Source organism: Citrobacter freundii complex sp. 2025EL-00176, assembly GCF_053309355.1.
In genome coordinates this window covers 809,022-830,782 of the sequence record NZ_JBRYHT010000001.1, presented here as the reverse complement: position 1 = coordinate 830,782, position 21,761 = coordinate 809,022, and the positions used below count along the sequence as shown (strand labels likewise).

Annotated in this window: 18 protein-coding genes; 11 read left to right on the top strand and 7 right to left on the bottom strand. The window is 51.4% G+C overall.

Annotation, left to right across the window (positions count from 1 at the left end; genetic code table 11):
- Positions 1-151 precede the first annotated feature (151 nt).
- On the top strand, positions 152-1,534 hold the full coding sequence (locus ACVXHP_RS04095; protein ID WP_200006497.1) for an amino acid permease: 1,383 nt from the start codon (positions 152-154) through the stop codon (positions 1,532-1,534).
- A 36-nt stretch (positions 1,535-1,570) separates the two neighbouring features.
- Positions 1,571-2,293, top strand: a complete 723-nt coding sequence (gene folM, locus ACVXHP_RS04090; RefSeq protein ID WP_316128629.1) for a dihydromonapterin reductase — start codon at positions 1,571-1,573, stop codon at positions 2,291-2,293.
- Here folM and ACVXHP_RS04085 read toward each other — a convergent pair.
- Positions 2,290-2,625 (bottom strand): GlpM family protein, encoded by a 336-nt coding sequence (locus tag ACVXHP_RS04085; protein ID WP_200006499.1) that lies wholly within the window; start codon positions 2,623-2,625, stop codon positions 2,290-2,292. The genes folM and ACVXHP_RS04085 overlap by 4 nt on opposite strands.
- A 126-nt stretch (positions 2,626-2,751) precedes the next feature.
- On the opposite strand from ACVXHP_RS04085, the gene rstA reads away from it, so the two are divergent.
- Complete coding sequence (gene rstA, locus ACVXHP_RS04080; protein WP_447570900.1) at positions 2,752-3,486, top strand: two-component system response regulator RstA; 735 nt, start codon at positions 2,752-2,754, stop codon at positions 3,484-3,486.
- A 242-nt stretch (positions 3,487-3,728) separates the two neighbouring features.
- Positions 3,729-5,069 carry a cation:dicarboxylate symporter family transporter gene (locus ACVXHP_RS04075; protein ID WP_447570899.1) on the top strand — a complete coding sequence of 447 codons (1,341 nt, stop codon included), beginning with the start codon at positions 3,729-3,731 and terminating at the stop codon, positions 5,067-5,069.
- Positions 5,070-5,123: 54 nt separating this feature from the next.
- Here ACVXHP_RS04075 and ACVXHP_RS04070 read toward each other — a convergent pair whose 3' ends face one another.
- Both ACVXHP_RS04070 and ACVXHP_RS04065 read right to left on the bottom strand, forming a co-directional pair.
- Complete coding sequence (locus ACVXHP_RS04070; protein ID WP_165407565.1) at positions 5,124-6,152, bottom strand: HoxN/HupN/NixA family nickel/cobalt transporter; 1,029 nt, start codon at positions 6,150-6,152, stop codon at positions 5,124-5,126.
- A gap of 120 nt (positions 6,153-6,272) precedes the next feature.
- Positions 6,273-7,115 carry an aminoglycoside phosphotransferase family protein gene (locus tag ACVXHP_RS04065; protein ID WP_447570898.1) on the bottom strand — a complete coding sequence of 281 codons (843 nt, stop codon included), beginning with the start codon at positions 7,113-7,115 and terminating at the stop codon, positions 6,273-6,275.
- A 191-nt stretch (positions 7,116-7,306) separates the two neighbouring features.
- On the opposite strand from ACVXHP_RS04065, the gene ACVXHP_RS04060 reads away from it, so the two are divergent.
- Complete coding sequence (locus ACVXHP_RS04060; RefSeq protein ID WP_447570897.1) at positions 7,307-8,098, top strand: MBL fold metallo-hydrolase; 792 nt, start codon at positions 7,307-7,309, stop codon at positions 8,096-8,098.
- Between the two features lie 25 nt (positions 8,099-8,123).
- Here ACVXHP_RS04060 and ACVXHP_RS04055 read toward each other — a convergent pair whose 3' ends face one another.
- Complete coding sequence (locus tag ACVXHP_RS04055; protein ID WP_447570896.1) at positions 8,124-8,468, bottom strand: DUF1294 domain-containing protein; 345 nt, start codon at positions 8,466-8,468, stop codon at positions 8,124-8,126.
- Between the two features lie 701 nt (positions 8,469-9,169).
- On the opposite strand from ACVXHP_RS04055, the gene rstB reads away from it, so the two are divergent.
- Positions 9,170-10,471, top strand: coding sequence for a two-component system sensor histidine kinase RstB (gene rstB, locus ACVXHP_RS04050; RefSeq protein ID WP_316128642.1), 1,302 nt, complete (start codon positions 9,170-9,172; stop codon positions 10,469-10,471).
- Between the two features lie 74 nt (positions 10,472-10,545).
- Positions 10,546-11,475 (top strand): DNA replication terminus site-binding protein, encoded by a 930-nt coding sequence (gene tus / locus ACVXHP_RS04045; RefSeq protein ID WP_447570895.1) that lies wholly within the window; start codon positions 10,546-10,548, stop codon positions 11,473-11,475.
- Here tus and fumC read toward each other — a convergent pair.
- Positions 11,472-12,875: a class II fumarate hydratase gene (gene fumC, locus ACVXHP_RS04040; protein WP_304698412.1), complete on the bottom strand. Its 1,404-nt coding sequence runs from the start codon at positions 12,873-12,875 to the stop codon at positions 11,472-11,474. The two genes, tus and fumC, sit on opposite strands and share 4 nt — an antisense overlap.
- A 142-nt stretch (positions 12,876-13,017) precedes the next feature.
- Positions 13,018-14,664: a class I fumarate hydratase gene (gene fumB, locus ACVXHP_RS04035; RefSeq protein WP_061381392.1), complete on the bottom strand. Its 1,647-nt coding sequence runs from the start codon at positions 14,662-14,664 to the stop codon at positions 13,018-13,020.
- 262 nt (positions 14,665-14,926) lie between these two features.
- Between fumB and manA the strand changes: the two genes are divergently transcribed.
- Both manA and ACVXHP_RS04025 read left to right on the top strand, forming a co-directional pair.
- Entirely contained in the window at positions 14,927-16,102 is a 1,176-nt protein-coding gene (gene manA, locus ACVXHP_RS04030; protein WP_447570894.1) for a mannose-6-phosphate isomerase, read from the top strand.
- A gap of 106 nt (positions 16,103-16,208) precedes the next feature.
- The gene (locus tag ACVXHP_RS04025; RefSeq protein ID WP_316128648.1) at positions 16,209-17,717 is read left to right on the top strand and encodes a YdgA family protein; all 1,509 of its coding nucleotides are present in this window, start codon (positions 16,209-16,211) and stop codon (positions 17,715-17,717) included.
- Positions 17,718-17,762: 45 nt separating this feature from the next.
- Here ACVXHP_RS04025 and ACVXHP_RS04020 read toward each other — a convergent pair whose 3' ends face one another.
- A complete protein-coding gene (locus ACVXHP_RS04020; protein ID WP_038640443.1) occupies positions 17,763-18,791 on the bottom strand; it encodes a Mal regulon transcriptional regulator MalI in 1,029 nt (342 codons plus the stop codon).
- Between the two features lie 169 nt (positions 18,792-18,960).
- On the opposite strand from ACVXHP_RS04020, the gene malX reads away from it, so the two are divergent.
- A complete protein-coding gene (gene malX, locus ACVXHP_RS04015) occupies positions 18,961-20,553 on the top strand; it encodes a maltose/glucose-specific PTS transporter subunit IIBC (protein ID WP_200006511.1) in 1,593 nt (530 codons plus the stop codon).
- Between the two features lie 10 nt (positions 20,554-20,563).
- Positions 20,564-21,736, top strand: coding sequence for a MalY/PatB family protein (locus ACVXHP_RS04010; protein WP_447570893.1), 1,173 nt, complete (start codon positions 20,564-20,566; stop codon positions 21,734-21,736).
- The last annotated feature ends 25 nt before the right edge of the window (positions 21,737-21,761 follow it).

Sequence of the window (21,761 nt, the reverse complement as noted above, 5' to 3'; positions counted from 1 at the left end):
ACTTTTCACACTATTAGTCACAAATCTCTCTATCCCCATTGCATGCGTTCTCTTCTCTCCGTAAAATCCCGCGCCTTAGTGGCTTTCACCATTTTTATGCGGTTTGCCAAAATAATTATTCTCTCACTCTTGTTTTAGTCACTGGATACAAATGGAAAAGAAATTGGGTCTGAGCGCACTGACCGCGCTGGTTCTAAGCTCAATGCTCGGCGCTGGTGTTTTCAGCCTGCCACAAAATATGGCGGCGGTTGCCAGCCCGGCTGCATTACTGATTGGTTGGGCGATTACCGGTGCGGGCATTCTGCTGCTCGCCTTTGCCATGTTGATCCTGACGCGTATCCGACCTGAACTGGACGGTGGCATTTTTACCTACGCGCGCGAAGGTTTCGGGGAACTGATTGGCTTCTGCTCTGCCTGGGGATACTGGCTGTGTGCCGTTATCGCTAACGTTTCGTATCTGGTTATCGTCTTCTCTGCGCTCAGCTTCTTTACCGACACGCCGGAATTACGCCTTTTTGGCGATGGTAATACCTGGCAGGCTATCGTTGGCGCATCAATGCTGCTGTGGATCGTCCACTTTCTGGTGCTGCGTGGGGTGCAAACCGCAGCCAGCATTAATCTGGTTGCGACCCTGGCCAAATTGCTGCCGCTTGGCCTGTTTATCGTGCTGGCGTTCATGCTGTTTAAACTCGATACCTTCAGTCTGGATTTTACCGGCGTAGCGTTGGGCGTTCCCGTCTGGGAGCAGGTTAAAAACACTATGCTCATTACCCTGTGGGTATTCATCGGTGTGGAAGGCGCAGTGGTGGTATCCGCCCGCGCACGAAACAAACGCGATGTCGGGCGCGCCACGCTGCTGGCGGTACTTGCTGCGCTGGGCGTTTATCTGTTAGTCACCCTGCTGTCGCTGGGTGTTGTCGCGCGTCCAGAACTGGCAGAAATTCGCAACCCATCAATGGCCGGTCTGATGGTTAAAATGATGGGACCATGGGGCGAAATTATTATCGCCGCGGGCCTGATTGTCTCCGTTTGCGGTGCCTATTTAAGCTGGACGATTATGGCGGCGGAAGTGCCGTTCCTCGCCTCTACCCACAAAGCGTTTCCACGGATCTTCGCGCGTCAGAATGCGCAGGGTGCGCCATCCGCGTCGCTGTGGCTGACCAACATCTGCGTCCAAATCTGTCTGGTGCTGATCTGGCTCACAGGTTCCGACTACAATACGTTACTGACTATTGCCTCAGAGATGATTCTGGTGCCCTATTTGCTGGTCGGCGCATTTTTGCTGAAAATAGCGACCCGTCCGTTACATAAAGCAGTGGGTGTCGGTGCGAGTATTTATGGCATATGGTTATTGTATGCGTCAGGTCCGATGCACCTGTTACTGTCTGTGGTGCTGTATGCGCCAGGACTACTGGTTTTCCTTTATGCGCGTAAAACACACGCGCATGAAAATGTATTGAAACGTCAGGAGATGGCGCTGATCGGCCTGCTGCTTATTGCTGCAGTTCCGGCAACCTGGATGTTGGTGGGGTAACGCTATCCCCATCGTTCGCGAAACCTGGAGATTACGATGGGTAAAAAGCCCCTTTTGCCGATTCTTATCACTGGAGGAGGTCGTCGCATCGGCCTCGCCGTCGCATGGCATTTTCTCAATCAAAAACAGCCAGTTATTGTCAGCTACCGGACCCATTATCCGGCCATTGATGGCTTGTGCGAAGCTGGCGCGTTGTGTATCCAGGCTGACTTTTCTACCGATAAAGGCGTCTTGGCCTTTGCCGATGAGGTTAAAAGGCAGACGAACAGTTTGCGCGCCATTGTACATAATGCCAGTGCCTGGGTTGCAGAAAAGCCGGGCACACCGCTAACCGAAGTGCTATCTGCCATGATGCAGATTCATGTCAATACGCCCTACTTACTCAACCACGCCCTGGAAGAGTTGTTACGCGGTCACGGACATGCAGCCAGCGATATTATCCATTTTACGGATTATGTTGTTGAGCGTGGCAGCGACAAGCACATTGCTTATGCTGCCAGTAAAGCGGCGCTGGACAATATGACTCGCTCATTCGCCCGCAAGCTGGCGCCTGAAGTCAAAGTGAATGCGATTGCCCCCTCGTTGATCCTGTTCAACGAGAGTGACGATGCTGAATATCGCCAGCAGGCTCTGAATAAATCACTAATGAAAACGGCGCCCGGTGAAAAAGAAGTCATTGATTTAATCGACTATCTGTTAACCAGCTGCTTTGTCACAGGGCGTAGTTTTGCCCTTGATGGCGGGCGTCATCTGCGTTAATGCAGTTTAATCCAACAAAAAATCAGTAACCACGCGCTCAGGCCCCAGCACACCACTGAGCCGCCGAGCGCGATGGGTAAGCGCATAAATCCGGTGAAATACCACAGCGAAACGAGGTAGACAAAATAGGGAATAATCGACCACATGCTGAATACAATGGTGGTACGCAACGCCTCGATCCCACGTTCACTGGCCACGATATAATGGGCAATCAACGCGAATGTCGGGAACAGCGGGATTAATCCAGCAATATAGTAATTCTTTGTTTTAGCCAGCAAACCAATCAACACGACCACCAGCGCACCCAGCGCCGCTTTGATAACGAGTCCCATCACCCTGCCTTAACACATCAATAACATCAGCCCCTAGCATAACGGAAGCGTTCTTGTTTAGAAAAGATTAATGGAAGGAAAAACGAGGGCGGTGTATGTTGGCGTTTTATATTCAAAATGAATGATATGAACACCATCGTATTTGTTGAAGATGATCCCGAAGTTGGCTCGCTGATTGCCGCCTATCTGGCCCGGCATGATATTGAGGTTATCCTTGAACCTCGTGGTGATTTGGCCGAGGAGAAAATCCTGCAAGTTCAACCCGATCTGGTGTTATTAGATATCATGCTACCGGGCAAAGATGGGATGACAATCTGCCGCGATTTACGTGGACGCTGGCAGGGTCCGATTGTCCTGCTGACCTCTCTGGACAGCGACATGAACCATATCCTGGCGCTGGAAATGGGTGCCTGCGACTACATCCTTAAAACCACGCCTCCGGCCGTGCTGCTTGCGCGCCTACGCCTGCATTTGCGTCAGAGCGAACACTCAGCCCAGTCTAAAGGTATTCAGGCAGCAACCATCACACCGCATACCACGCTACGCTTTGGTACACTCGCTATCGACCCAACCAATCGCTCCGTGCTACTCGGCGGCGAGCAAGTCTCTCTCTCCACCGCCGATTTTGAATTGCTGTGGGAGTTGGCAACCCATGCCGGTCAGATTATGGACCGCGATGCGTTGCTGAAGAACCTGCGCGGGGTAAGCTATGACGGCATGGATCGCAGCGTCGATGTGGCGATTTCCCGGTTACGTAAAAAACTGCTCGATAACGCCACGGAGCCCTATCGAATCAAAACGGTACGCAACAAAGGTTACCTGTTCGCACCGCACGCCTGGGACGACGAGCCACAGAAATAATGCCACCGGGCCGGTCTCGCAGATCGGCTGGATTCATCACAATACGTTACACTGTCACGTAAATTGTTTGCAGAACAAGCATACAAACGCCATCCGGCTCATTTCCACATTTTTTGCATGGCTGTTGCCCGCCCCCCTCCCTATAATCCGTTGCGGTCCTGAACCTTATGGTTCTGGTTTATTTCGCAATAACAAAACTCTTTCCGGCATTTCAGGTGCTGAATGAGGCAAGAGGCTACAATATGTTCGTTACGCTCGCGTATCTCGCGTTCTTTTTGGTTTGTTCATGGGCAATTTTCAGAATCAACCAAAAAAGTCACTCTCTTTCCAAAAGTGTCTTCATCGCTATTTTTATCGGTGCCGTTATCGGCTTATCCCTGCATCTCATTGCTGCCGACGACAGTAAAACAGTTATCAGTTGGTATAACGTTATCGGCAATGGCTATGTGAATTTACTGAAGCTGGTTGCGGTTCCGCTAATTTTCATCTCTATTCTCTCGGCCATTAATAAGCTCGAAAATAGCGCAGGCATTGGGAAAATGTCGTTAACCATCGTCGGATGCATGCTCTGCCTGGTAATGATTGCCGGGTTTATTGGGCTATTGACTGCGCATGTATTAGGTCTGGACGCCAGCGCATTTGTTCATATGCAGTCCACGCTGACGGCGGATGATGTGAGTAAGACTGCCGCCATTTCACTACCAAAACTGATTACATCCCTGATCCCCACGAACATTTTCCTCGACCTGACCGGGGCCAGAAGCGTATCCGTCATTGGCATTGTTATCTTCACGCTTCTTGCCGGCGTGGCATTATTAAAGGTCAAACAAGACGCCCCGCAAGAAGGTGAAAAATTAAGTGCTGGCATTAACGCCATCCAGATTTGGGTGATGAAGATGGTGCGCATCGTTATTGCCCTCACCCCTTATGGCGTGATGGCATTAATGGCAGGCGTATTTTCCGCGTATCGATTTGAACAATTTGCCAGTCTGTTAGGCTTTATTGCAGCCTGTTACCTTGCAATTCTGATGATGTTTATCGTCCACGCGCTTATCCTGCTGCTGAGTGGCAATAACCCCGTTCACTATTTTAAAACCGTCTGGCCAGTATTAACCTTTGCCTTTGTGTCACGCAGCAGTGCGGCATCTATTCCACTGGCTATTACCGCGCAGGAAAAGTTTGGTGTGCAAAACACCATTGCCAATATTGCAGCTTCATTCGGCTCCAGCATGGGTCAAAACGGCTGCGCCGGGATCTATCCGGCTATTATGGTGGCGATGATTGCGCCAACAATTGGTATTGATCCGCTATCGGTGCATTTTTTGCTCGCCATGCTACCTGCGATTGCGCTGGGTTCCATCGGGGTGGCGGGCGTTGGTGGCGGCGGAACATTTGCTGCGCTGATCGTCCTTTCAACGCTGAACTTCCCTGTCGCGCTGGTGGGGATTTTCATTGCTATCGAACCTGTCGTTGATATGGCCAGAACGGCACTAAACGTGAATGGTTCGATGATGTCGGGCGTACTGGCTAACAGGCTCCTGAAAAAAAGTGCTGAAGAACCGCAACGCGTGAACGCAAATTAACCAGCCTTCCTGTAAGAACTAAGCCTTCCTGTAAACGGAAGGCTTTCTTTTGTGTCAACTGAACGTCAGTCCGTCGTATTTTTTCCAACGGTAATTCACTGCAGAAATAATCCAGCAGCAGATAAAAACGCCAATAATCACAAAGCCGACATTTCCCATATGGTCACTCAAATTGCTGACGGTGTCCCACAATCCCCCCTGGAGTGAAAAGGCATCAGACAGCAGTCCCAGCGCCTCCAGTCCACCGATAAATAGCGCAACAATTACCGAGGTGCCGGTGATGGTCATATTGTAATAAAGCTTGCGCTGCGGCTTATTAAACGCCCATCCGTAGGCCTCAACCATCAGGATGCTGTCAAGGCAATCAATCAGCGCCATACCGCAGGTAAACAGCGCCGGGAAAACTAATATTGACCAGACCGACATGCCACTGGACGCGCTTGAGGCAGAAATACCCAGCAGAGAAATTTCAGTGGCGGTATCAAAACCCAGGCCAAACAAAAAACCGACAAAATACATATGCCAGTCTTTACCTACCAGGCGGAAAGCGGAGCGGAAAAGCCAGTTCAGCGGGCCTGAAACCGTCATATCTTCCGCGTTGCCAGCGTAAGTACCGGTACGTTTAAGATGGCGAAAAGCCTTCCAGACATGGCAGAAAATAATGAGATTAATGGTAGCCAGAATCAGCAGAAATGCGGCAGAGACCGTGGTACCGATAAGACCGCCGACATTCTGAAACCATGCCATATGCTGCTTAAATACGCTGGTGGTCAGCGCAATGCCAATGCTTGCCAGCACCACAATGGTGGAGTGCCCAAGGGAAAACCAGGCTCCCGTCGTCAGGGCGCGTTTTTTCTGCTGCATAAGTTTGCGCGTCGCACTGTCTATCGCGGCAATATGGTCGGCATCTACGGCATGGCGCAAACCATAGCACCACGCGATTAGACTCAGCGCCAATAACGACGTGTTATTGCTAAACGCGGTGAAAGCCCACAGCCACGCCACAATGTTTGCCCCGATGAGTAAAACCATCAACGAAATAATGTTTGGGCGTTTTTTTAATATTGAAAACAATGTGTTCATTGTTTCCAGCCTGTCAAATTTGCGCTAAACAACACACCACACCGCCGTTCACTGATTGATTAATAAAACGTTTACCAGGCTAATGATAACTCTTAAGAATTACCAACCCAGTGTCGTAGATCAAAGTTGATTACCACCTGATGGGAGTTCCTCCATCGCTAACTCCGCGATGCGCAAGGGTATAGCCGCGCAGTCCCCCTCTTGCAGAAACCAGGCGAACGATAATCCACACCAGGCAATAATCCACATTAACAGACGTTGCCGTTCAATCCCGGCAGCTTCTGATACGATATTCACGCGTTGCAGGAATCTTTCTGGCTCAATACCGACAGGCCGGGTCGGATCGGCAAGATCCGGATTGGTAAAAATATTGGCGTAATCAAACCCACGCTCGCCTACCAGCCCTTTCGGATCGATTGCCAGCCATCCTTTAATTCCGAAATCAAGAATATTGCCGTGGTGTAAGTCGCCGTGCAATACGACTTCATTCTGGGGAGATGAGAGCAGTACGTTTGCCACCTCAGCGCAACGTGTCATGATGCCGCCATGTTTTTTCGCTGCAGGAGCGAGATCGCGAAACCAATGATGCAGCGGGGTTAACGCAGGCGTTGACGCATTCCGCGGTAGATGGAGCCGACTGGCCGCATGGCAAATAATGCGACAGGCCTGCGCATCGTTGCCAGACCACGCCATTTCAGCTAAAGAACGCCTCCCTGTCGCACGGTCTAACAGAATCGCCCCATCATCATAGGCCAGTACCTTTGCTGCGCCATTGCCATTCCACCAGACCATGAGTGCGCAGCCGTTGCGCTCACTGTCATCGTCGGTAAGCTTGAGCATCGCTTTCTGCCCATCCTTGACCACCACCACAGGCAAAAGCTGCGATGTGTGCGTTTCAAATGCCTCACCATCAGGAATGAGTCCCCAGCGGCTGAGCCAGGCGTTGAACAAACGATTTTTCAAACAATACCCTCATTTTTGCGCCGGAAGATGACAACCGACGTGGACTGTGTAGACATTATTCCTGCTTTCCCCTGACTGAGCCACCACGTGCCAATTTCATCCTCCCTTGCTTATAGATCAGAGCACTAACGGGCACATTCTTGTGTCTCTGTGTGCCATGCTGATTGTGGTTGCTAAATGAGGAAGACGCGATGATCGTTTTATGCAAAGCCTGTGGGACATCCTATGAGAAAACGGATTCTCATCCACAACATTGCGCTATCTGTAATGATGAACGCCAGTATGTGCCCGCGACAGGGCAGAAATGGATCGATTTTGCCGCCCTTTGCGCTTCACATGCAAATAAGTGGCAACAACACAACAGCGATCTTCTCAGCATCCGCACTGTTCCTGATTTTGCTATTAATCAGCGCGCATTTATTCTGCGCACACCCGAGGGCAATATTCTATGGGACTGTATTGCTACGCTCGACGATGCTACGAAAATGCTCATAACGTCTTTGGGCGGGCTTCAGGCTATTGCGATATCACACCCTCACTACTACACCACCATGCAGGACTGGGCTGCTGAATTTAATGCCCCGATTTACCTTCATTCCAGTGATGGCGAGTGGGTAATGCGCGACAGTCCGTGGATTAGATTTTGGCAAGGCGACACCCTAGAACTGGCCAGAGACGTCAGTGTGATACGACTGGGGGGACATTTTTCCGGCGGCTGTGTTCTGCACTGGGCACGAAATGAAGGCCTGGTACTTTCCGGCGACATCGTTCAGGTCACGCCAGGGGCGGATGCCGTCTCCTTTATGTGGAGTTACCCCAATATGCTGCCGCTGCCAGCCGCAACGGTCAGCGACATCACCCAACGCCTGAGTACGGTGAAATTTAAACAACTCTACGGCGCATTTGAGGGAAAGGATATTACGGACAATGCCGATGAAATCGTACGCCGTTCAGGCGAAAAGTATATCTCCTGCCTTAGATAATCGGGCCGTTTACTCTCAACCTCACTCAGGAAGATGAAAATGGATACAACTGATAAACCGCCCCCATCAGCGAGAGGCTGACAATCACGCTAATAATAAAATAAGTTTTGAATGGCTGCTTTTGTGTTTTATGGCGAAAAATTTGTTGACCCGCTATCGCACCGCCCCACCCGCCAACAACACCAAACATCAGCAAAGTAGACTCAGGCACCCTGCGCCAGGCCTTACGAGCGGCCATTTTGTCCACGCCGTATAGCGCCATCGTCAGTATATTGGCAAGTATTAGCCATATAACCCAGGGATGTGCGGTGAAAATACAGCCTGTCGCTGCGAAAATGAGGAGCAAATAACAACCACGATTGAAATTCATATTTTTATATCACAACAATTTTGCGAGTATCAGGAAGCATTATATTACGTATTCGTTGATTTACTTGTTCAGGGGCACATTTTGCTGCTGGCGGATGGCTTTTACAATCACTTCACCGGTCATAGCATTTGCAAAATACCGCTGCTGGCGTAACCATTGGCACGATTCAGACCGATACCGCTGATTGGGGGACCAGGTATTTGCTACATCATTTATTCATTATTTTTTTAGCCTTAATCTACTGACTATTCACCATAAAGCCCCCCTACGATCCTTGCAGCGCCAATATCACGCATATATTCACAGGGGAAATATTAATAATGTTAATATTGAGTTAATTTCATGTTAAATATTATTGCTTAATTTCGTTCATGAGGCCACCCTGTAATTGGGAGAACACTACAACATCTTGCTAACCTTTACCGGGGATGATGATGTCTCATCCTCCGGCCCTTTTATTACAGACTACTATTAGCAATCATCTTTCGGTTGAGGTACACCGCGACAGGGCCACCCCTGCGATTATTGCAAATCAGATGGACCACGAGAATGCAGAAATGGTTTATACAGTGTACTCTGCCTGGATAAACGCGCTTGATGGTGATCGGATTGCCTTTCTGAACCCGCGCATCGGGGGATACAACGGTGTCCCCAGGGGTGGATGCGTACTAATTAAATCATTGAAATTATGGTAATATTTCATGAAGAAGCTGTTTGTACAGTTTTATCTCCTGCTGTTTGTCTGCTTTCTGGTGATGACCCTGCTGGTCGGTCTGGTATACAAATTCACAGCAGAACGCGCGGGAAGACAATCGCTCGACGATTTAATGAAAAGCTCGTTATACCTGATGCGCAGTGAGCTACGCGAGATCCCACCACGTGACTGGGGTAAGACGCTAAAGGAGATGGATTTAAACCTCTCTTTTGATCTGCGCGTTGAACCGCTGAATAAATACACGCTGGACGCCCCAACCATGCAGCGCCTGCGCGAGGGCGATATAGTCGCGCTTGACGATCAGTACACTTTTATTCAACGAATCCCGCGCAGCCATTACGTGCTGGCCGTCGGCCCGGTTCCCTATCTCTATTTTCTGCATCAAATGCGCTTGCTGGACGTCGCGCTGATGGCGTTTATTGCCATTTCGCTGGCCTTCCCGGTGCTCATCTGGATGCGCCCCCACTGGCAGGAAATGCTCCGACTGGAAGCCGCAGCACAACGTTTTGGTGAAGGACATCTGGGTGAACGCCTGCATTTTGATAACGGCTCCAGTTTTGAGCGTCTTGGTGTGGCGTTTAACCAGATGGCGGATAATATCAATGCGCTGATCGCCAGTAAAAAACAGCTTATCGATGGTATTGCCCATGAGCTTCGAACCCCACTGGTACGCTTACGTTACCGACTGGAGATGAGTGAGAATCTCACCGGTCAAGAATCTCAGGCACTGAATCGTGATATCGGCCAGTTGGAAGCGTTGATCGAAGAGTTACTGACCTACGCCCGACTGGACCGCCCACAAAATGAGTTGAAGCTCAGCGTACCCGACCTCCCCCTTTGGCTGACAACCCATCTTGAGGATGTGCAAAGCGTCAATCCTGACCATGCGGTGCGCCTACGCCATCTTCAGAGTGGCGACTACGGTGCGCTGGACATGCGCCTGATGGAGCGCGTGCTGGATAATCTGCTGAATAATGCCCTGCGCTATTGCCACTCGACGGTACAAGCCAGCCTGCGGCTGGACGGGAATCAGGCAATGCTGATCGTGGAAGACGACGGTCCTGGCATCGCACCTGCGGCGCGCGAACAAGTTTTTGAGCCATTTGTACGCCTCGATCCCAGTCGTGACCGGGCGACCGGTGGTTGCGGACTTGGGTTAGCCATCGTCCACTCGATCGCATTAGCGATGGGTGGTACGGTCGTCTGCGATGAAAGTGAACTGGGCGGCGCTCGTTTTTCTTTCAGTTGGCCCGTCTGGCATAACATTCCTGAATTTCCTACTGCCTGACCCATATGGCTCGGTGGTCAGGCGGCGGATGTTGTGCTATAAAAAAGTATGTTGTAACTAAAATGGTAAAACACATGGCCCGTTACGATCTCGTTGACCGTCTGAACAGTACCTTCCGCCAGATGGAACAGGAACTGGCGCTGCTGAACGAAAATTTGTTGCAGCAGACGCTGCTGATTGCGCGCGTGTTCTCGTTACCTGAAGTCGTCAAGGAAGCAGAACATGCCCCTTTGCAGAGCATCGATGTAAAACAACATTTAGGCAAAGAGGCTGAATCGCTCACACTACGTCACTATCGTCATCTGTTTATTCAGCAGCAATCTGAGAACCGCAGCAGCAAAGCGGCCGTCCGTCTTCCGGGCGTGTTGTGCTATCAGGTGGATAACCCAGCGCAACGCGCACTGGAAGAACACATTCAGCGTATTAACCAGTTGAAAACAACGTTTGAGCGCATTGTCACTGTGGAATCGGGACTGCCGCCAGCGGCACGTTTTGAATGGGTGCATCGCCATCTGCCGGGACTGATTACGTTGAATGCCTACCGTACCCTCACGCTGGTGAAAGAACCCGCCACCCTGCGCTTTGGCTGGGCTAACAAGCACATCATTAAAAACCTGAAGCGCGATGAAGTCCTGCAGCAACTGGAAAAGAGTCTGACGTCGCCGCGCAGCGTATATCCCTGGACGCGTGAAGAGTGGCAGGCGAAGCTGGAGCGGGAATATCAGGACATCGCAGCCCTGCCACAGCAGGCAAAACTGAAGATTAAAAGACCGGTGAAAGTGCAGCCCATCGCCCGCGTCTGGTACAAAGGAGAGCAAAAACAGGTGCAATATGCCTGCCCGACGCCGTTGATTGCGCTAATCAATAACGACAACGGCATGACCGTACCCGATATCGGCGAGTTACTGAATTACGATGCCGACAACGTTCAGCATCGTTTTAAACCTCAGGCGCAGCCGTTGAGATTGATTATTCCCCGACTGCACCTGTACGTTGCTGATTAACTGCCCGGCCGCATGCTGCCAACCATCAGTTCCGGTCGTACCCAGCTGTCGAACTCCGCTTCGGTTAAATATCCCAGCGCCAGGGCAGATGCTTTTAACGTCAGCCCTTCCTTGTGCGCTTTTTTGGCTATCTCAGCGGCTTTGTCGTAACCAATATGGGTATTGAGTGCAGTAACCAGCATCAGCGACTCGTTGAGTAACTGGTCGATTCGCTCACGATTGGGTTCAATTCCCGTCGCGCAGTGCTCGTTAAAGCTTTCCATCCCGTCCGCCAGCAAACGCACTGATTGCAGGAAGTTGTGGATGACCATCGGTCGATACACGTTAAGCTCAAAGTTTCCTGACGCTCCGCCCATATTAATGGCAACATCATTGCCCATCACCTGGCAACAAAGCATGGTCAGCGCTTCACACTGAGTCGGATTGACCTTACCCGGCATAATGGAGCTACCCGGTTCGTTTTCAGGAATTGAAATTTCACCAATACCGCAACGCGGACCGGATGCCAACCAGCGTACATCGTTGGCGATTTTCATCAGTGATGCCGCCAGCCCTTTCAGCGCTCCGTGGGCGTGAACCAGGGCATCGCAGGTCGCCAGTGCTTCAAATTTATTCGGTGCGGTAACAAACGGCGCGCAGGTAATTACCCGTAGCTCATCCGCGACCCGACGAGCATATTCCGGATGAGTGTTCAGCCCGGTTCCCACCGCGGTTCCCCCCAGCGCCAGTTCCGCCACATGGGGTAAACTGTTTTCAATGTGCCTGAGGTTATGTTCGAGCATCGCCACCCAGCCGGAAATCTCCTGGCCCAGCGTAAGCGGGGTTGCATCCTGTAGATGCGTCCGGCCAATTTTGACAATATCGGCAAACGCGTGGGATTTATCACTAAGCGTTTTGGTCAACACCGTTAATTGCGGGATCAGTGATTTGCGCAGCGCCAGCAGCGCGGCAACATGCATCGCAGTCGGGAAAACATCATTCGAGCTTTGGCTTTTATTAACATCATCGTTGGGGTGAACTTTTCGCTCCATTCCCCGCACGCCGCCCAGCAATTCGCTGGCACGGTTTGCCAGCACCTCGTTCATATTCATATTGCTTTGCGTGCCGGAGCCTGTTTGCCAAATGGCCAACGGAAACTCATCGCGATGTTTATCCGCCAATACCTCATCTGCGGCCTGCATTATCGCGGTGGCTTTATCCTCCGCCAGCAGCCCGAGATCTAAGTTAACCTTTGCTGCCGCCCGTTTCGTCAGCGCCAGCGCGTGGATCAGCGAGACCGGCATTTTCTCCGTAGAGATACGAAAATGCTCCAGCGAACGTTGGGTTTGCGCGCCCCAAAGCTTATCGGCAGGAACATCAATTGCGCCCATTGAATCATTCTCGCGGCGTACCGTTACCATTACCTGCTCCTTACATTAACAATTGATTAGGTTATGTTTCGACATTGCCCACTTGCATTGGTCTTATCAGTATTAACGAGGATTAAACTGTCGTTTGGTGGTTCGTGCGGTAAAAAAAAACCGCCCCAAAGGGCGGCTGACGTTACTTAACGCAGCGTGCGCACTGCGACGTCTGAATTTGCTTGAAGAAATCATTACCTTTGTCATCCACCAGGATGAACGCAGGGAAATCTTCCACTTCAATTTTCCAGATGGCTTCCATCCCCAGTTCAGGATATTCCACGCATTCCAGACTCTTGATACTGCCCTGGGCCAGTACCGCTGCGGGGCCACCGATACTGCCTAAGTAGAAACCGCCGTGCTTATGGCAGGCATCGGTCACCTGCTGGCTGCGGTTGCCTTTCGCCAGCATGATCATACTGCCGCCCGCAGCCTGAAGCTGGTCGACATAGGAGTCCATACGTCCGGCTGTAGTTGGGCCTAGCGAGCCTGAGGCATAGCCTTCCGGCGTTTTTGCCGGACCGGCGTAATAGATCGGGTGATCTTTAACATACTGCGGCAAACTTTCGCCGTTATCCAGACGTTCTTTCAGTTTCGCATGCGCAATATCACGGCCAACAATGATTGTACCGTTAAGCGACAGGCGCGTGGACACCGGATATTGCGACAGCTGGGCCAGGATCTCTTTCATCGGGCGATTGAGGTCAACGCGCACCGCTTCCCCCTCTCCCGCCTGGCGCAGCTCTTCTGGTATGTATTTACCAGGATTATGCTCCAGTTTTTCGATCCAAATACCTTCACGGTTGATCTTAGCTTTGATATTCCGATCGGCTGAGCAAGAAACGCCCATCCCGACCGGACACGACGCGCCATGACGCGGCAGACGGATCACACGGATATCATGAGCAAAATATTTACCGCCAAACTGGGCGCCCAGTCCCAAATTCTGCGCTTCTATCAACAGTTCTTTTTCCAGCTCCACATCGCGGAATGCCTGACCATGCTCGTTACCTTCGGTCGGCAGCTCGTCGTAGTATTTCGCCGAAGCCAGTTTGACGGTTTTCAGCGTGGCTTCCGCCGACGTTCCACCAATCACAAACGCGATATGATACGGCGGGCAAGCCGCTGTTCCCAGCGTACGCATCTTCTCGACCAGGTAATTTTTTAATTTGCCCGGCGTGAGCAGCGCTTTGGTTTCCTGATACAGATAGGTTTTGTTTGCCGAACCACCGCCTTTGGCAATACACAGGAATTTGTATTCATCGCCGTCAACGGTATACAAGTCAATCTGCGCTGGCAGGTTGGTGCCGGTGTTCACTTCTTTATACATATCCAGCGCGGCGTTTTGTGAATAGCGCAGGTTGTCTTCGATGTAGGTGTTATAGACCCCTCGCGCCAGTGCCGCTTCATCACCGCCGCCGGTCCAGACACGCTGACCTTTTTTACCCACGATAATCGCTGTGCCGGTGTCCTGACAGGTCGGCAAAATACCTTTCGCCGCGATGTCAGAGTTACGCAGGAATTGCAGGGCCACATATTTGTCGTTTTCACTGGCCTCAGGGTCACGCAGGATATCCGCTACCTGTTGCTGATGCGCAGGACGCAGCATAAACGATGCATCATGAAAAGCCTGGCGAGCAAGCAGGGTTAGCGCTTGTGGCGCGACTTTAATAACCTCCTGCCCTTCGAATTCGGCAACGGAAACATAGTCGCTGGTTAGCAGATAATACTCAGTATCATCCTTTTTAAGCGGGAAAGGATGCTGATAATGAAAGGGTTTATTTGACATTGTGCTCTCACTTACTGCTCGGTCTGGTTATTCTCTGGGCAGATGTTCCATTGCCCTGCTTCCCTGCCGTAGATCGGGTTGGAGAAGGCATGGCTTTCTGCAACCGGAATTACTCAGGGTATTAAAAGCGAGTCACCATATCCTACACAATTTTTTAACAAAAACTGAGACAAGTACGACTTTTTACATGTGCAGGTTACTTCCCTGAGGGTTTCTTGGTTTAATAGCCAGAGAAAATTCCACATTCAAACAGGGCTTGAGAATGCAAAAACTCATCAACTCAGTGCAGAACTACGCCTGGGGAAGTAAAACTGCGTTAACGGAACTTTATGGGATTGCCAACCCAACTCAGCAACCGATGGCTGAACTTTGGATGGGGGCGCACCCAAAAAGCAGTTCGCGGGTTCAGAGCGCTGATGGTCAGACGGTGGCTTTACGCGACGTTATTGAACGCGATAAATCCGCGCTATTAGGCGATGCCGTTGCCCAACGCTTTGGTGAACTGCCCTTCCTGTTTAAAGTGCTCTGTGCCGCGCAACCCCTTTCAATTCAGGTTCATCCTAACAAGCACAATTCTGAAATCGGGTTTGCCAAAGAAAACGCCGCTGGGATCCCGATGGATGCCGCCGAGCGCAACTACAAAGATCCTAACCACAAACCAGAACTGGTTTTTGCTTTAACGCCTTTCCTCGCGATGAACGCCTTTCGTGAGTTTTCCGATATTGTTGCGTTATTACAACCTGTTTCCGCTGCGCATCCGGCTATTGCGCATTTCCTGCAGGAACCGAGTGCAGAGCGTCTGAGCTATCTCTTCGCCAGCTTGCTAAATATGCAGGATGAGGAGAAATCCCACGCGCTGGCGATCCTGAAATCGGCGCTGAACAGTCAGCAGGGCGAACCCTGGCAAACCATTCGCCTGATCGCCGACTTCTACCCTAACGACAGCGGACTCTTTTCCCCACTGCTGCTTAACGTGGTTAAACTCAATCCCGGCGAAGCGATGTTCTTATTTGCTGAGACCCCACACGCCTACCTGCAAGGCGTGGCGCTGGAGGTGATGGCGAACTCGGACAACGTGCTGCGCGCGGGACTGACGCCAAAATATATTGATATCCCGGAACTGGTCGCCAACGTTAAGTTTGTCGCTAAACCTGCAAACCAGTTGCTGACCACACCGGTTAAAACGGATAGCGAACTGGACTTCCCCATTCCGGTCGACGATTTCGCCTTCTCCCTACATGAGTTAACGGCTACTGGCGCAGAGATCGGCCAGCAAAGTGCCGCAATTCTGTTCTGCATTGAGGGTGAAGCCGTGTTGAGCAAAGGTGAGCAGCGTCTGGTACTGCAGCCAGGTGAGTCGGCCTTTATTAGTGCGAATGAATCGCCGGTAAACGTCAGCGGCAAGGGCCGTTTAGCTCGGGTTTATAACAAGCTGTAGCAAGATACTGATATTTTTAACAACTCTTGCTAAGCTGTAGTGAGTTAAAGACAAGTCACTCCTCCAGGCGTCTTCAAACGCCTGGTTTTATTTTATGGATATCAAAATGAAAAAATCGCTGGTAGCTGCGGGTGTAGTGGTTGCACTGGGTATCGTCTGGACGGGCGGCGCCTGGTATACAGGTAAAAAACTCGAAACGCATCTCGCCGAAATGGTGACACAGGCAAACAATCAGTTGAAACGCTACTCCCCTGAGGCAGGTATTGAACTGAGTTATCAAAACTATCAGCGCGGCGTGTTCAATAGCCAACTGCAACTGGTGGTTAAACCCATCACCGGGCAGCAAGATTCCTGGCTGAAGCCAGGGCAAAGCATCGTCCTTGATGAAACGGTTGATCACGGTCCTTTCCCGCTGGCACAGCTGAAATCACTGAATCTGATTCCCGCTATGGCCTCGGTGAAAACAACATTGGTGAATAACGACGTCACCAAACCGCTGTTCGATATTGCCAAAGGCGAAACGCCATTCATCATTAACTCCCGTATCGGTTACAGCGGTGATACCCGTTCCGATCTCTCTCTCAAACCGCTGAACTACGAGAAAGGCGATGAAAAAGTGGCCTTCAGCGGCGGGGAGTTCCAGTTTACCGCAGATAAAGACGGTAATGCAGTGTCGCTGACTGGCGAAGCGCAAAGTGGCCTGGTTAATGCGGTCAATGAGTACAACCAGAAGGTACAAATCACCTTCAATAACCTGAAAACTGAGGGTTCCAGCAGTATCGCCAGCTTTGGTGAGCGTATTGGCGACCAGAAGTTGTCACTCGAAAAACTGTCGATTGCAGTCGAGGGTAAAGAGTTGGCGGTGCTGGAAGGCATGGGTATCGATGGTAAATCCGATCTGATCAACGAGGGTAAAACCGTCAACAGCCAGCTGGATTACACCCTGAACAGCCTTAAACTGCAGGGCCAGGATATGGGTAGCGGCAAACTGACGCTGAAAGTGGGCCAGATTGATGGCGAAGCCCTGCACCAGTTCAGTCAGCAGTATAGCGCCCAAACCAAGGCGTTGATGTCACAGGTAGATGTGGTGCAAAACCCTGAGCTGTATCAGCAGAAAGTCACCGAAGCCTTCTTTAATGCCCTACCGATTCTGATGAAAGGCGAGCCGGTTATCACTATTGCGCCGCTGAGCTGGAAAAATGCGAAAGGTGAAACCGCCTTTAATCTGTCTCTACTGCTGAAAGATCCGACCGCAAACACCGTAGAGCCGCAAACGCTGGCCCAGGAAGTGGATCGCTCCGTCAAATCACTGGACGCTAAGCTGACGATCCCTGTCGATATGGCGACTGAATTCATGACGCAGATTGCCAAACTGGAAGGATATCAGCAGGAAGAAGCGGCGGGTCTGGCGAAGCAGCAGGTTAATGGCCTCGCGGCGATGGGTCAGATGTTCCGTATTACGACGCTGCAGGACAACGTTATCGGTTCCAGCCTGCAGTATGCGAACGGTCAGGTAACACTTAACGGACAGAAAATGTCGCTGGATGAGTTTGTTGGCATGTTCGGTATGCCTGCCTTTGCTGAACCGGATGCTCCTGCGGCCCCGCAACAGTAAATCTCCCTGACGACAGGCCCGATAACATTGTTTATCGGGCTTTTTTTATTTCGCGACGACCAGGCGGGCGGCAAGCGTCAGATTGCGCGAATGGCTTTCATCGTGACCAATGCGTTGTAGCATGCGTTCCGCAAGGGTGTATCCCATTTCACGGGCAGGCGTACAGGCCCAGATAATGGGAATGTCATCCAGCGCGCTTTCCGCCACATCCGCAAATCCGGCCAATGATATTTGCTGTTCAAAGTAGCGATCCACGCCTGTTTCACCGCTCTGTCGCCCTGCTCTCATCAGGCCAAACCAGGCGCCTACGGCAATGGTTTCGTTGTAGCACACCACCGCACTGATTGTTGGATTCCGGCGTAACAGCGCCGTTACCTCTTCCGCGGCCTGCTTTTGGCTGGATGAACACTCCAGCACCCAGTCGCTATGAAACGGCAAACCATACTTTAACAATGTTGCACAATAGCCGCCGACGCGCTCTGCCCGGGTTAATGAAGAGCTTTGCCCGCCCAGCCAGGCAATGCGCTGATGCCCATGGCGTATCAGCTGTTCAACCAGGAGTTGCGCGGCCTGCATGTTATCAGGTCTGACGGTGTCAACGTCATCCATGTAACTCGCGCGTGATGCAAACACCACCGGGATCCCTTTCTCAGCGGCCAGTTGCTGTAGCGCGTCACTGCTGCCTGCGGCCCCGGCGATCACCACGCCATCAACCCCTTGATTAAGTAACAGGGTGAAGCGCTGCGTCAGCTGTTCACCGTCTTTGCCGCCATGCAGTAAGAAGACCATGCGCCCTTGGGCTTCTAACGCTTCCGTCAGCCCCGCCGTCAGCTCGGCGTAAAACGGCGTAGAAAGATCGCGCACAATCAAACCCACGACCCCGCTCTGCCCACCGCGCAGGGCCGATGCTTGTCGATTACGCACAAACCCCAGTTGCTCAATGGCAGCATTTACCCGTTCACCGGTTGCCGATGAAATACGTCCTTTGCCACTGAGTACCAATGAGACGGTACTGACCGAAACCCCCGCAGCCAGCGCAACATCATGGATCGTTATTTTTTTGGCTATAGCCATAAAAACAGAAAACTCCCTGATAACGTGACGGATAAAACGTTTTATCAATCACTTATATTTATACCCTCTATTATCGTTCGATAATGTGATTTATACCGCACTAAAATTAGGTAAAACGTTTTATCTTCTCGCCATGATTAGCCAGCCTGATTTTACAAGGAGTCGTTTAATGACGACGAGAACCACACCAAAAATAACGTTATGGGAATTTTTCCAGCAGTTGGGCAAAACCTTTATGTTGCCCGTGGCTCTGCTCTCATTTTGCGGGATCATGTTAGGGATCGGCAGTTCGTTAAGCAGCCACGATGTCTTAACGTTAATCCCGGCGCTAGGAAATCCGGTGCTACAGGCCATCTTTACCTGGATGAGCAAAGTTGGCTCATTTGCGTTTAGCTTCCTGCCGGTGATGTTCTGTATTGCCATTCCTCTTGGCCTGGCGCGCGAGAACAAAGGCGTGGCGGCGTTTGCCGGTTTTGTCGGTTACGCAGTAATGAACCTTGCCGTCAACTTCTGGTTAACCGCCAAAGGCATCTTACCCACCACTGATGCGGCGATCCTGAAAGCCAACAACGTGCAAAATATTCTGGGGATCCAGTCGATCGATACCGGGATCCTCGGCGCCGTTATCGCCGGGATCATCGTCTGGATGCTACATGAACGCTTCCATAACATTCGTCTGCCGGATGCCCTCGCCTTCTTCGGCGGTACGCGCTTCGTTCCCATCATCTCCTCGGTAGTGATGGGCCTGGTCGGTCTGGTCATTCCCCTGATTTGGCCGGTTTTCGCCATGGGCATTACCGGACTCGGTCACATCATCAACAGTGCCGGTGAATTTGGTCCTATGCTGTTTGGTACCGGCGAACGTCTGTTGCTGCCTTTTGGCCTGCATCATATTCTGGTGGCATTGATTCGCTTTACCGAAGCTGGCGGCACGCAGGAAGTCTGTGGTCATAGCGTGAGCGGCGCACTGACTATTTTCCAGGCTCAATTGAGCTGCCCGACAACGCAAGGCTTCTCTGAAAGCGCAACTCGCTTCCTGTCCCAAGGTAAAATGCCAGCGTTCCTTGGCGGGTTACCGGGTGCAGCGTTAGCGATGTATCACTGCGCACGTCCAGAGAATCGTCATAAAATTAAAGGGTTATTAATTTCTGGTCTGATTGCTTGCGTGATTGGTGGTACGACCGAACCTCTCGAGTTCTTGTTCCTATTCGTCGCCCCGGTTCTGTATGTGATCCACGCTTTGCTTACCGGTCTCGGCTTCACCGTGATGGCGGTGCTTGGCGTTACCATCGGCAACACTGACGGTAACCTGATCGACTTCGTGGTGTTCGGCATCCTGCATGGATTGTCGACCAAGTGGTATCTGGTCCCTGTCGTCGCGGCTATCTGGTTTGCGGTGTATTACGTTATCTTCCGCTTCGCCATCACGCGCTTCAATCTGAAAACACCGGGTCGCGAAGTCGAAATGGCCAGCGCTATCGAAAAAGTGATGGCTGGAGCGCCAGGTAAATCGGGTTACAACGTGCCCGCTATTCTGGCGGCGTTGGGCGGCGCGGAAAACATCGTTAGCCTGGATAACTGCATTACTCGTCTGCGCTTGTCAGTGAAAGATATGGCGCTTGTTAACGTACAAGCTCTGAAGGACAATCGTGCCATTGGCGTAGTACAACTCAATCAGCATAACCTCCAGGTTGTTATTGGTCCGCAGGTTCAGTCAGTGAAAGACGAAATCGCGGTTCTGATGAACACCGTACAGGCTTAAGGACAACGATATGTTTGATTTTTCTAAGGTTGTGGACCGACACGGCACCTGGTGTACCCAGTGGGATTACGTTGCCGACCGTTTTGGCTCAGCCGATCTGCTACCGTTCACCATCTCTGACATGGATTTTGCCACTGCCCCCTGCATTCTTGAGGCGCTTACCCAGCGCCTGTCCCATGGCGTGTTGGGTTACAGTCGTTGGAAAAATGATGAATTTTTGGCGGCTATTCAGCATTGGTTTCTGACGCGCCACAAAACAAAAATCGATCCTCAGTCGCTGGTATATGGTCCCTCGGTCATCTATATGGTGTCAGAGCTGATTCGCCAGTGGTCTTCCGCGGGTGATGCGGTGGTTATTCACACCCCGGCTTACGACGCGTTTTACAAAGCTATTGAGGGTAATCAGCGCGTGGTGCGCGCTGTCGAACTGGAAAAACGTACTGACGGTTGGTACTGCGACATGGCCGCGCTGGAGAATGCCCTGTCTCGTCCAGAGAGCAAAATTCTTCTGCTCTGTAGCCCACAAAATCCGACGGGCAAAGTGTGGACGCGTGATGAGCTGGAAACCATGGCGGAGCTGTGTCAGCGCCATGATGTAAAAGTTATTTCCGATGAGATCCATATGGATATGGTATGGGGGGATCACCCGCATATCCCCTGGAGTAACGTCGCGCGTGACAGCTGGGCGCTGCTCACTTCCGGCTCAAAAAGTTTTAATATTCCGGCACTGACCGGGGCTTACGGAATTATTGAAGACGCTCAAAGCCGTAATGATTATCTCAGCACATTAAAAGGTCGCGATGGTCTTTCCTCGCCCGCGGTGCTGGCGTTGACCGCACATATCGCCGCCTATCAGCAGGGTGCAAGCTGGCTTGATGCGCTGCGGGATTATCTTGCCAGTAATCTGCATTACGTCGCCCGCGAGCTTAATGCCGCATTCCCCGAATTAAACTGGCAGGTTCCGCAATCTACCTATCTGGCCTGGATTGACCTGCGTCCGCTTAACATTGATGACCAGGCGTTGCAGGAAGCGCTTATCCACCAGCAGAAAGTCGCCATCATGCCAGGATACACCTACGGCGAAGAAGGACGCGGTTTTGTACGCCTGAATGCCGGATGCCCGCGTTCAAAACTTGAAAAAGGCGTACAGGGGTTGATTAACGCCATCCGTACAGTACGTTAAACAGGTTTGCGCAATGAAGACCTCA